This is a genomic window from Ruegeria halocynthiae, assembly GCF_000743705.1.
Lineage (GTDB): Bacteria > Pseudomonadota > Alphaproteobacteria > Rhodobacterales > Rhodobacteraceae > Ruegeria > Ruegeria halocynthiae_B.
The window spans coordinates 54,438-65,931 of record NZ_JQEZ01000006.1; the positions used below are offsets into that span (position 1 = coordinate 54,438).

The following is an 11,494-nucleotide window of genomic DNA, read 5'->3' on the forward strand; positions in this document are numbered from 1 at the left end:
CATCGGTTGCCCTTGGCCGGACCAGCCGGCAACGCGTACTGCATAGTATAGCATAAATTTTCGCGTTGTGGTTGCACCTTGAAAAATCATGTCGATTGCCGTGATTTTCAGGCGTGCTAGCTTGGTTTCAGGCAACAGGAGGTGAGTATGCAGCAAACGGCAAGAACCGTCGTCATTCATGAACACGGCAACCCCGAAGTTCTGAAGATCGAAGATGCGCCATTGGGCGATCCCGGACCGGGCGAGGTTCGCATTCGTCACCGTGCCTGCGGCCTGAATTTCATTGATGTCTATCAACGATCCGGCCTGTATCCGATGACTCTGCCGCACGCCTTGGGCATGGAGGCCGCAGGCGTGATCGAGGCCGTCGGCGAAGGTGTGACCCATCTGGAACCCGGCCAGCGCGCCGCCTATGCTGCCGCACCTGCCGGGGCCTATTGTGAGGCGCGCGTGATGCCAGCGGCGCAGGTCTGCCCGTTACCCGACGGGATTTCCTTTGATGTGGCGGCGGCGATGATGCTTAAGGGGATGACGGTCGAATACCTGTTTCACCGCACGACACCATTGAAACGGGGCGATACCGTGCTGTTTCACGCGGCGGCCGGTGGGGTGGGGCTGATCGCCTGTCAGTGGGCCAAATCCGAAGGGATCACCCTGATTGGCACGGCGGGTACGGATGAGAAATGCAGCCTGGCGCAGTTCAATGGTGCTGCGCATTGCATCAACTACCAAACCGAGAATTTCACCGATCGTGTGGCCGAGATCACCAACGGCAAGGGTGTGGATGTGGTTATGGACTCGATCGGTGCGGATACGTTCGACGGTTCGCTGGATTGCCTCAAGCCGTTGGGGATGATGATCTCGTTTGGCAATGCCTCGGGTGCGGTGCCGCTGATTGATATCGGAATGCTTGCCAAGAAAGGCTCGCTCAAGATCACGCGGCCAACTCTGTTCACGCATATTTCCGATCACACGGTCTGTCAGGCCATGGCCCGGCGTCTGTTCGGAAAGGTCGAGGGGGGCGAGGTCAAGATCCACATCGACCAGCGTTTCCCGCTGGATCAGGTGGCCGAGGCCCATCGCGTGCTTGCGGCGCGCCAGACCACCGGCAGCACGGTGTTGGAGCTATAGGCCCAGCGGACCCGGCGCGACCTGACCGGGTCCGAAACCAGCAAGGCCCATGGCCTAGAATCGGTATGCCGCGCGGACCTGAACGGTGGTTGCATCCACGTCGATGCCGGAGGAATCGAAATCATTGAACTCGTGGTACAGGATTTCACCGCCGACACTGATGTTCGGGGCGATGATCTGTTCATACCCCGCACCCAGGAACCAACCGTCGTCACTGCCCAGATTGTCGGTTCCGGCCCTGGCGAACCCGCCAACGCCGTATAGCAACCCCTGAGAGGTCACCTTGTATCCGGCCCGGCCCTTGATGCGCCAAACGTCCTCGACCTTGACGGCGCTGGTCAGATCAATGCTGGTCCAGTCATAATCAAACCCGGCCCCGACAACCCAGTCGCCCAGATCATAGTCGTATCCAAGGATGATACCGCCGATTACCCCATCGCCATCCACGCCCGAAACATCGGTGTCGATATCGGCGTAGCCAAGCTGTAGACCTCCGTAAAACCCGGTCCAATCACCCGAGGATTGCGCCATCGCCGCCCCGGCGGCAAAGGTCGCAATTGCCGTAGCAAGAACAATTCTTCCTGACATATTGCTATCCTTTCGATCAAATTGGTCCGCAGCAAAACCGCGCTGCATGTTCGTCTGTATTGAACACTACGACCCGGCCGCACGACCGGATCACCATTGGTTTTGCTATTCCGACCCGAAAAGATGTGCTGCAGCATTGAAATCTGGCGGCACTGGCCCTTGAAAATCCGGGCTCTGCGTTGATTGAAAATATAGCGCTGAAAATGGGTGTTTCAAACGACAGACGGCGGCGGAGTAATCCGCCGCCGACCGGGATGTTTCTATCAGCGAATTATTGCTGCAGTTCAGCCGGAGATTTGTCGGAAATGTTTTCCCAGTTTGCGTTGGCTTGCTGGTTAAAGCCCGGGATGTCGCCTTCCCAACGTTCCTGAATGTCTTTCGACAGGTTCAGGTACAGTTTGTTGTCGACGATTTTCCAGTAAGTCGGGTCGCCGTCAAACTTGAAGCCCATCGCGGTGCCGAATGCGCAGTAGCCGCCATATGCCGGCAGGTACGCTTCCGGGTTTGCTTCGAAGGCAACCTTGTTTTCTTCGGTAGCAAAGCGGTACAGCGCGTCATCGTGCAGAGTGGTGATTTTGTAGTCACCCTTGGTGGCTTCGCCGACGGTGAAATAGGCTACGGGGTCATAGCCCTGCATCGCCAGACCGGTCGAGCTTGCGTTGATTTCGACGCCAGCGGCCATTGCCGAGCTTGCAATCGCAACAGACAGAGCGACACCGCCCAGGATGGATTTGATCTTGTTCATGATTTCACCTTTCGTGAATTGGGCCGCCATACGGCACCGTAATTGAGCCAGGGCAACCCTGTGGTTTTGTTCCGTGAGACCGACAATTGGCCGTCACGCTACCGAAGTGGGCAGTCCTGTCATCACGTTCAAAACAATCAATTGTGAATGTGCAGTAACAAAGGGGATCTGTTCAAAAATGCAGCAGGTCCAGCTACATGCCGGGTGCGAACGAGGTTATGAATTCAACGACTTTTGCTTCGGACATCTCGCACGGGCGCAGCAGGGCGCCGCTGTTTTTGGTCAGGTAAAGGTTCAGGCTGATGTAATCTCCACCACCCAATTCATGCGCGACAAGCTTGTGGGATTTTCCATTGGCCAATGAGGTACGACTGACCACGTAGCGCCGATTGCCGCTTGTTCCAGTCGATGTTCCCAGAGGTATGGCAAAGTAGGCTGACAAAAAGGCGTCAGGGACGCTCAAGACTGTCCGATCTTGGGTTCGGTCCCGGCGCGGATACGTCGGATATTCGCGCTGTGACGCCAATAGACCAGCAAGGTCAGAACGACGCCCAGAACAAAGGTTGGCGTTTGTGCCAGAACGATGACCCAAAGTGTCGACGTCGCCGCCGCGAACAAGGCCCCCAGCGAGGAAATGCGCCAGATCGCAGCCGTCACCAGCCAGGTCAGGCAACAGGCCACGCCCACACGCCAGTCCAGCGCCAGCCACAGGCCCAGAAAGGTGGCCACCCCCTTGCCGCCCCTGAAGCCCAGCCAGACCGGAAAGCAATGGCCCAGAAACGCGGTCAGGGCGGCAATCTGGGCGGCGTCCTCTCCGGCCATGGCCCGCGCCAGCAGCACGGCCACGGCCCCTTTGGCAGCGTCAAAAATCAGCGTCAGCGCGGCTGCCGCCTTGTTGCCGGTGCGCAGCACATTGGTCGCGCCGATATTACCGGACCCGATATTGCGCAGATTGCCCAGCCCCATGGCATTGGCGATGATCATGCCAAAGGGGATCGACCCCATCAGATATCCAAGCGCGGCCCAGATGATCAGCTGGGTCGTTGTACTGTCTAATGGCGGCATCAGGGTCTCCGGTAAACTTCTTGTCCAGCTACATAAGTTGCGGTGACCTTACCTTGCATCCGCTGGCCGTCAAACGGTGTGTTCTGCGATTTCGATTTTAGCGCGAACCGGTCCAGCACAAAGGGCACATCCGGGTCGAACAGCACCAGATCGGCAGGTGCGCCCTTGGACAAGACCCCCGATGCCAATCCCAGCCGTTTCGCCGGATTCAGCGCCATCGCGCGGAACAGGGTCGGCAGGTCCAGCTGCTCCGCGTGATACAGGCGCAGCGCCGCAGGCAGCAGCGTTTCAAGCGCCACCGCGCCCGAGGCGGCCTCTTCAAACGGCAGGCGCTTGCTTTCTTCGTCCTGCGGAGTGTGCATCGAACTGATGATGTCGATCAGCCCGTCCCGCACCGCCGCGATCACCGCTTGCCGGTCGTCTTCGGACCGCAACGGCGGTTTGACCTTGAAGAAGGTGCGATAGTCGGCCACGTCCAACTCGTTCAGCGTCAGATGGTGGACCGAGGTGCCGGCGGTGATGTCCAGCCCATTGCGCTTGGCCCTTTCCAGCGCGGGCAGCGCGCGGGCGGTGGTGATCTGGTCGGCGTGATAGGCGGCACCCGTCATCTCGAGCAGGGCAATATCGCGGTCCAGCCCCATGCGTTCCGCCATCGGTGACACGGCAGGCAGGCCGCGCAGGGCGGCGAACTTGCCACTGGTTGCGGCGGCACCATCGCTCAGGCCCGGGTCCTGCGGGTGGGCGATGACCAGCGCCCCGCAGGAGCGCGCATAGGTCAGCGCGCGCGAGAATACCTTGGTATTGGCGATGACGTGGTCACAATCGGTGAAGGCCACCGCGCCCGCGTCCTGCAGAAACCCGATTTCGGTCATCTCGCGCCCGTCGCGGCCTTTGGTCAGCGCCGCCATCGGCAGCACGTTGACCGGCGCGTCCGCTTGCGCACGGCGGGTGACGAATTCCAGCGTCTCGGGCGTGTCGATGGCCGGGCTGGTATCGGGGCGGGTGACGATGGTGGTCACACCCCCGGCAGCCGCAGCCAATCCGGCGGACTTATAGCTTTCCTTGTGCCGTTCGCCGGGTTCGCACACCTTGACGCCGATATCGACGATCCCGGGGGCCAGACACTGACCGCCGCAGTCGATGACCTGCGCGCCTTTGGCCGGGGCCTCACCCTCGCCGCGCACCGCAATCCGGCCATCGGACACATGCAGCCAGCCCAGATTGTCGGTGCCGTTCTCGGGGTCGATCAGGCGGGCATTGGTGAAAATCAGATTGCTCATGGCAACGCCCTTTCAATAGCGGCTTTGGTGGCGGCTGGGTCTGCTTGATATTTGATCAGGTGCTTGTCGCCGCCCTTGGTGACGATCTGGACAAAGCTGCCCATGGTCTTGACGGCCTCGATCTGGTTCAGCGCCACTTTGCGGGGGCCGGGGCCGGTCAGGGTGGTGTCGGTCATTTCCCACGCTTTGGTCAGTTCCTCGGACGCCAGATACCAGGCGCGCAAAACAATGGCGGCAAGGCCAGCGGGTGCGCCGGTCCAGACATAGGGGTTGCCGATCAGCCACAACACGAGCATCGCAACGGCCATGGCTCCGGCGGCCAGCCACGTGTTTGTGCGAATATAGGCCCCCTTGTCGGGAGAGAAGGTCACAGGATCAGCCACAGCACCCCTCCGATAACCAACAGGATCATCAGCACCAGAACGGCCGATCCCACGCGGCGCGGTTTGTCAGTGTCGGGCGGTGTCTGAGGGGCCGAAAACGGTTTGGCGCTTTCAGCCCGGATCACACCACCGGTCCAGTTTGTGGTCTCTTCCGTGTAAAGACCGATCAGGCGTGCCTTGGCATCTGGGTGCAGCGTGGCGGCGTGCCCACCGAAGGCGGCGCTGCGCACGACCATGACCCAGCCCTCGATAGCGTCCAGAGCGCCACGATCCAGTTGCTCCACAGATACGCCGCAGCCCTCGTTCAGATACCCGTACAGGCCCAGGTCTTCGAGGTCGGAGACCGGAAAGATATCAATCTGTTGCGGGTCCAACCCGTCAACGCCCAGAATCTGATCCACTGCACCGGGTTCTCGCAGAAACTTCGCCTCTTCTGCACGCATGTCCAGCGCGAACAGGCGCAGGACGCCGTGTTCATGGGGGGCAATGGTCAGATCGCTCATGCGGCCTCTCGCTGATTGCGGGCCAGCAGCTCCATCGCGGCCATGCGCACGGCGACGCCCATTTCGACCTGTTCCTGAATGACGGAGCGGTTGATGTCATCGGCCAGCGTGCCGTCAATTTCGACCCCACGATTCATCGGGCCGGGGTGCATGACGATGGCATCGGGCTTGGCCAGCGCCAGCTTGGCGGCGTCCAGCCCGTAGCGGTGATAGTACTCGCGCTCGGACGGGATGAAGCCGCCATCCATCCGCTCTTTCTGAAGGCGCAGCATCATGACGACATCGACGTCGCGCAGGCCCTCGTTCATGTCATCGTAAATCTCGGCTCCGAATTCGGCGAACTGGCCGGGCACCAGCGTCGGCGGGCCGATCAGGCGGATGCGGTTTTCCATCTTGCCCAGCAGGATCAGGTTCGACCGGGCCACGCGGGAATGGGCGACATCGCCGCAAATGGCGATGTTCAGACGATGCAGCCGCCCTTTGGCGCGGCGAATGGTCAGCGCGTCGAGCAGCGCCTGTGTCGGATGTTCGTGTTTGCCGTCACCCGCATTCAGCACCGCGCAGTTGACCTTTTGCGCCAGCAGATCGACCGCGCCGGAATGCGGATGCCGCACCACCAGCAGGTCGGGGTGCATCGCGTTCAGCGTCATTGCGGTGTCGATCAGCGTTTCACCTTTTTTGATCGAGCTGGCCTGCATCGCCATGTTCATCACATCCGCGCCCAGCCGCTTGCCCGCGATCTCGAAACTGGCCTGCGTGCGGGTGGAATTCTCGAAGAACATGTTGATCTGGGTCAGCCCGGACAGCACGTCCGAATGTTTGGCGGACTGGCGGTTCAGATCGACGTATTTCTCAGCCAGATCCAAAATGGCGGTGATATCGGATTGCGACAGATGCTCGATGCCAAGAAGGTGACGATGGGCGAAACGCATGTGGCGGGCTCCTGTCTGACAATCGGGCCGCTTATAGAAAGCCGCGCGGCCCGAGGCAACCTAAGGATCGGTTTCTTCGGGCAGTTTCTCACATCCGCCATCGGGCAGGCATTGCTCGCCGGGTTTGCACCATTTGCCGTATCCGCAGTCGACGGCCTTGATCGGCACGCAGCCCTGATGTTCGGAACATTTGAAGCCCGGCCGGCATTGCGAGCTGGTTTCCTCGCACACAAACCAGCCGGGGCGCGAGCACCCTCCGCCCGGAAGGCAGGATGATCCAGAGCGGCAGGTCAAACCATCGTCGCACGTGGTCGGCAGGCCCTGGATGGCTGTATCTGGGTCGAATTCAGGCGTGGTCCGTTCACATTCGCCGCGGGCGTTGCAGAAACTGTCGCCCGGACAATCCAGGCGCGAGGTGCATCTGTTTGCCCCGGCGGGCGCGCAACGCGTACCGCCCGCCACGCAGCGTTCAAACGGACCGCAGGTGCGCCCGCCGCCGCAATAGGTGCCGCCCAGCGGGATGCAATGGCCATCAAAGCTGCATCTTTGGCCCCCTGAACAGCATCGCGCGCCGCATTGGAACTGGCCGCCACGGCATTGGCCATTCTGGTTGAAAAGCTGCGCAAGGACCGGGCCGCTGAGTGTGGTCAGCAGCATGGACAGCAAAAGGAATCGCACAAGTATCAGCATGAATGCACCGATGGTCGGTGCGACGGACCGACCAATCAAGCCCTATTCGCTTTCCCTCGTTCAAAAGCTGGTTAGATTGAGGGGTATGGAATCGGCTTTGGACTATCATACCGCGCGGGCGCTGCTGGATTGGCAGATCGAATTGGGCGCAACGGATGCGATCGGCGATGCGCCGGTGGATCGCTATGCCTTGCCCGACACGACGCCCAAAGCCAAAAAACCCGCCGCTGCGCAGGCTGCACCGCCAAAGCCCGTGAAGGTCGACCCGGTAGCGGTGGCGAAATCCGTGGCGCAAGGTGCGCGGTCGCTGGATCAGCTGCGCGCCGCGATGGCGGCGTTCGATCACTGCGAGTTGAAGCGCGGCGCGCGTCAACTGGTCTTTGCCGACGGCACACCGGGCGCGCGGGTGATGATCATTGGCGAGGCACCAGGCCGCGAGGAAGACCGCGAGGGCAAGCCCTTTGTCGGACGGGCCGGTCAGTTGCTGGACCGGATGCTGGCGGCAATTGACCTGAGCCGGGACCAGAACGTCTATATCACCAACGTCCTGCCATGGCGCCCACCGCAGAACCGCGACCCCAAACCCGAAGAGATCGGGATGATGAAGCCGTTTCTGGAGCGCCACGTGGCGCTGGCCAAGCCCGAGGTGCTGGTGATCATGGGCAACATCAGCTGTCAGGCAGTCCTGGGTAAACGCGGCATCACCCGGTTGCGGGGGCAATGGGATCAGGCGCTGAATCTGCCGGTCATTCCAATGTTCCACCCCGCTTACCTGTTACGCCAGCCGCAAATGAAACGGCAGGCCTGGGCCGATTTGCTAGAGCTGAAGGCCCGGCTGGAGGGCACGAAATGAGGATTCTGGCCTTTTCCGATCTGCACATGGCGCGCAATCGCGCTGCCGAAATCGCCGCCGCCAGCGCCGAGGCCGATCTGGTGATCGGTGCCGGGGATTATTGCAACATGCGGCAGGGGCTGGATGAGGCGATGGAGATGTTGACCAGCATTGCCGCGCCTCTGGTTCTGATCCCGGGCAACGCCGAAAGCGCCGAAGAGCTGACCGATGCCGCACCCGAGGGCGTGCATGTCCTGCACGGAACCGGCATGACCGTTGATGGCCTGCGCCTGTTCGGTTTGGGATATGGGGTGCCGGTCACGCCGTTTGGCGACTGGTCCTGTGATCTGACAGAACCCGAGGCCACGGAATTGCTGGACCGGTGCGATGCAACGGACGTTCTGATCGCGCATTCCCCACCACGGGGGTATGGCGACGTCACGTCCGACGGGGATGCCGTTGGGTCGCTGGCTGTGCGCGATGCGGTCGAACGCCTGCAACCGCAATTTGTGTTTTGCGGCCATATTCATGACAGCTGGGGTTATCGGGGTGCGATCGGGCGGACCCAGGTTGCCAATCTTGGCCCGAAGGTCAACTGGTTCGAGGTTCCCACATGATCGAGATCGTGACGCTGATGGCGTTTGTGCCTGCGGCGCTTGCGCTTGCCCTGACACCCGGGGCGGACATGATGTTTTGCTTTGGTCAGGGGCTGCGATCCGGCCCCGGGGCCGCAATTGCAGCCAGCGCGGGTGTCTCCACCGGCTCGCTTGTGCATGTGTTGTTGGCGGGTCTGGGTCTTGGCGCGGCGGTGGCCACCATGCCGTGGCTGTTTGACGTGATCCGCTGGCTGGGGGTGGCATATCTGTTGTATGTGGCCTGGGGCGCGGTTCGCAACGGTGCGGTGTCCACTGATGCACCCGCCAAACCCACCCGTTTTGCCTATCGCGACGGGCTGCTGGTCAATCTGACCAACCCTAAGGTCATCCTGTTTGTACTGGCCTTCATCCCGCAATTCGTGGACCCCGCACGCGGCTCTGTCCTGTTGCAGTTCCTGACCTTTGGCGTTGTGATCGCGGCGGGCGGGTTTGTGACAAACGCATTGGTCGGTGTGTTCGCTGGCGGAGCAGGGCGCGCCCTGATGACCGATGCCCGGGCCTCGCGCGTGCTGGGCTGGATCACGGGTGGAATATTTGCCGCGCTTGCTGTGCGGCTTGCCATCATGGAAAGGGCCTGACGCCACATGTCGCGAATTGACGAAAACATGGACTTTATTCCGGTCCGGATCGCGGTTCTGACCGTTTCGGACACGCGGTCGCTGGACCAGGACCGCTCGGGGCAGACACTGGTGGACCGGATCGAACGCGCGGGCCATTCGGTCGCGGATCGCAAGATTGTGCAGGACGAACGCGCCCGGATCGCCGATCAGCTGCGGGTGTGGATCGCCGACCCGGAAATTGACGCCGTGATCTCGACCGGCGGCACCGGCCTGACCGGGCGCGATGTAACAGTCGAAGCCCACCGCGACGTGTACGAAAAAGAGATTGAGGCCTTCGGCACCGTCTTCACCATCGTTTCGATGCAAAAGATCGGCACTTCGGCGGTACAGTCGCGTGCCACGGGCGGTGTGTCGGGAGGGACCTACCTGTTTGCCCTGCCTGGCAGCCCCGGCGCCTGCAAGGACGCCTGGGACGAGATTTTGGAAAAACAGTTCGATTACCGTCACCGCCCCTGCAATTTTGTGGAAATAATGCCCAGATTGGACGAACATCTGCGACGGAAGTAGACTGGTCGTACGTTCAACAATTCATAACCGCTTTGTGGCTTGGCATTTTTTTGTGTCCGGCTACCTTTTGGGAATGGCAGCCTGATGCTACCGGGGTAAGTGATAATGCGATTTCTACGGCAAAGCCTTGTCGGTGTTTTTCTGGCGTCTGTGACGCTGGCTCTGCTGTTTGTCGCATTTCAGCTGATTGCGGGTGCGGTGCAGGATGTGCTGACGCGCGACGAAACCCAGCCCGAAGCGCGCGAACGGATTTTCGCCGTCAGTGTCCGGCCAGCGGAACTGGAAACCGTCACCCCGTATCTTGAGGCCTTTGGCGAGGTTCAAAGCCGTCGCAGACTGGAATTGCGCGCCGCGCTGGGCGGGCGTGTGATGACGCTGGCCGAGGATTTCGAAGACGGCGGTGCCGTTTCGGCGGGTGAGATTCTGGTTGAGCTTGACCCCGCTGACGCGCAATCGGCGCTGGACCGGGCCAAATCCGATCTGCTGGACGCACAATTCGAAGAACGCGACGCCGAGCGGTCGCTGCTGCTGGCGCAGGATGAGCTGAACTCGGCCGAAGCGCAGGTCGAACTGCGCGGGCGCGCGTTGCAGCGGCAGCAAGATCTGGAAAGCCGTGGGGTCGGGGCCGCGGCCTCGGTGGAAGAGGCCGAACTGGCGAAAGCCGCGGCCCAGCAATCGGTTCTGGCGCGTCGTATCGCACTGGCGCAGGCGGAATCCCGTGTGGATCAGGCGACAACCCTTTTGGCCCGCGCCCGCATCGCGCTTGAGGCCGCGGAACGCGATTTGGGTGACATGACCATCCGTGCCCGCTTTGGCGGTACGCTGACGGATGTAACGTTGGTCGAAGGGCGGCTGGTGTCTGCAAACGAAAAGCTGGCCGAACTGGTTGATCCCAACGCGCTTGAGGTCGCCTTTCGCGTCTCGACCGCGCAATATGTGCGTTTGCTGGACCCTGAGGGTGACCTGATCAACGCGCCGGTCACCGTGTCGCTAGAGGTCACGGGTGCCGATCTGACTGCGGTCGGGCGTATCAGTCGCGACAGCGGATCGGCGGGCGAAGGGCAGACCGGGCGGCTGATCTACGCCCGTCTGAATGACGCAACCGGATTTAAGCCCGGTGATTTCGTCACGGTTTCGGTGCAGGAACAGCCACTGGACAACGTGGTGCGCCTGCCATCGTCGGTTCTGGATGCGGTCGGCTCTGTGTTGGTTCTGGGCGAAGGTGACCGGCTTGAGGCGCTGCCCGTGCAGTTGATCCGCCGTCAGGGGGACGAGGTGTTGTTGCGTGGGCAGGGGCTGGAGGGGCGCGAGGTCGTGATTGGCCGCACGCCGCTGCTGGGGGTCGGTGTGCGGGTGCGTCCGCTGCGGGTTGAAGACAGCGCCGGGGTCACGCCGGATATGGTCGAACTGTCCGACGAACAGCGCGCCCGGCTGGTGGCGCAGGTCGAAGCCAGCGACGCCATGTCCGGGGACGCCAAGGCCCAAGCACTGGGGCAGCTGGACGAGGTCAGGGTTCCGGCGTCACTGGTGCGCAGCATTGAAAATCGGGCAGGGGGCTAGGC

Annotated in this window: 15 protein-coding genes; 6 read left to right on the top strand and 9 right to left on the bottom strand. The window is 61.6% G+C overall.

Going from position 1 to position 11,494, the window contains the following annotated elements:
- Positions 1 to 147 precede the first annotated feature (147 nt).
- Entirely contained in the window at positions 148 to 1,131 is a 984-nt protein-coding gene (locus JT51_RS18770) for a quinone oxidoreductase family protein (RefSeq protein WP_037316550.1), read from the top strand.
- 54 nt (positions 1,132 to 1,185) lie between these two features.
- Here the strand turns inward: JT51_RS18770 and JT51_RS18775 are convergent, their stop codons facing one another.
- The 9 genes from JT51_RS18775 to JT51_RS18815 form a co-directional block, all read right to left on the bottom strand.
- The gene (locus JT51_RS18775; protein ID WP_037316881.1) at positions 1,186 to 1,719 is read right to left on the bottom strand and encodes an outer membrane protein; all 534 of its coding nucleotides are present in this window, start codon (positions 1,717 to 1,719) and stop codon (positions 1,186 to 1,188) included.
- A gap of 271 nt (positions 1,720 to 1,990) precedes the next feature.
- Positions 1,991 to 2,464 carry a YHS domain-containing (seleno)protein gene (locus tag JT51_RS18780; protein WP_037316884.1) on the bottom strand — a complete coding sequence of 158 codons (474 nt, stop codon included), beginning with the start codon at positions 2,462 to 2,464 and terminating at the stop codon, positions 1,991 to 1,993.
- A 193-nt stretch (positions 2,465 to 2,657) separates the two neighbouring features.
- Positions 2,658 to 2,927, bottom strand: a complete 270-nt coding sequence (locus JT51_RS18785; protein WP_051927644.1) for a hypothetical protein — start codon at positions 2,925 to 2,927, stop codon at positions 2,658 to 2,660.
- On the bottom strand, positions 2,924 to 3,529 hold the full coding sequence (gene plsY / locus JT51_RS18790) for a glycerol-3-phosphate 1-O-acyltransferase PlsY (protein ID WP_037316553.1): 606 nt from the start codon (positions 3,527 to 3,529) through the stop codon (positions 2,924 to 2,926). Before plsY ends, JT51_RS18785 begins: the two co-directional genes overlap by 4 nt.
- Complete coding sequence (pyrC, locus tag JT51_RS18795; RefSeq protein WP_037316556.1) at positions 3,529 to 4,809, bottom strand: dihydroorotase; 1,281 nt, start codon at positions 4,807 to 4,809, stop codon at positions 3,529 to 3,531. Before pyrC ends, plsY begins: the two co-directional genes overlap by 1 nt.
- Positions 4,806 to 5,192, bottom strand: a complete 387-nt coding sequence (locus tag JT51_RS18800) for a hypothetical protein (RefSeq protein ID WP_235216209.1) — start codon at positions 5,190 to 5,192, stop codon at positions 4,806 to 4,808. Before JT51_RS18800 ends, pyrC begins: the two co-directional genes overlap by 4 nt.
- On the bottom strand, positions 5,177 to 5,695 hold the full coding sequence (locus tag JT51_RS18805) for a hypothetical protein (protein ID WP_037316562.1): 519 nt from the start codon (positions 5,693 to 5,695) through the stop codon (positions 5,177 to 5,179). Before JT51_RS18805 ends, JT51_RS18800 begins: the two co-directional genes overlap by 16 nt.
- Complete coding sequence (locus JT51_RS18810) at positions 5,692 to 6,627, bottom strand: aspartate carbamoyltransferase catalytic subunit (RefSeq protein ID WP_037316565.1); 936 nt, start codon at positions 6,625 to 6,627, stop codon at positions 5,692 to 5,694. The genes JT51_RS18805 and JT51_RS18810 overlap by 4 nt, the downstream gene beginning before the upstream one ends.
- A 60-nt stretch (positions 6,628 to 6,687) precedes the next feature.
- The gene (locus JT51_RS18815; protein WP_051927653.1) at positions 6,688 to 7,317 is read right to left on the bottom strand and encodes a hypothetical protein; all 630 of its coding nucleotides are present in this window, start codon (positions 7,315 to 7,317) and stop codon (positions 6,688 to 6,690) included.
- Between the two features lie 85 nt (positions 7,318 to 7,402).
- Here JT51_RS18815 and JT51_RS18820 point away from each other — a divergent pair, with 85 nt between their 5' ends.
- The 5 genes from JT51_RS18820 to JT51_RS18840 all read left to right on the top strand — a co-directional run bounded on the left by JT51_RS18820 (position 7,403) and on the right by JT51_RS18840 (position 11,492).
- Positions 7,403 to 8,170: a uracil-DNA glycosylase gene (locus tag JT51_RS18820; RefSeq protein WP_037316568.1), complete on the top strand. Its 768-nt coding sequence runs from the start codon at positions 7,403 to 7,405 to the stop codon at positions 8,168 to 8,170.
- Positions 8,167 to 8,766, top strand: coding sequence for a metallophosphoesterase family protein (locus JT51_RS18825; protein WP_037316571.1), 600 nt, complete (start codon positions 8,167 to 8,169; stop codon positions 8,764 to 8,766). Before JT51_RS18820 ends, JT51_RS18825 begins: the two co-directional genes overlap by 4 nt.
- Entirely contained in the window at positions 8,763 to 9,383 is a 621-nt protein-coding gene (locus JT51_RS18830) for a LysE family translocator (protein ID WP_037316576.1), read from the top strand. The genes JT51_RS18825 and JT51_RS18830 overlap by 4 nt, the downstream gene beginning before the upstream one ends.
- Positions 9,384 to 9,389: 6 nt before the next feature.
- Complete coding sequence (gene moaB / locus JT51_RS18835; protein WP_037316579.1) at positions 9,390 to 9,932, top strand: molybdenum cofactor biosynthesis protein B; 543 nt, start codon at positions 9,390 to 9,392, stop codon at positions 9,930 to 9,932.
- Between the two features lie 105 nt (positions 9,933 to 10,037).
- A complete protein-coding gene (locus JT51_RS18840) occupies positions 10,038 to 11,492 on the top strand; it encodes an efflux RND transporter periplasmic adaptor subunit (RefSeq protein WP_037316582.1) in 1,455 nt (484 codons plus the stop codon).
- Positions 11,493 to 11,494 lie beyond the last annotated feature (2 nt).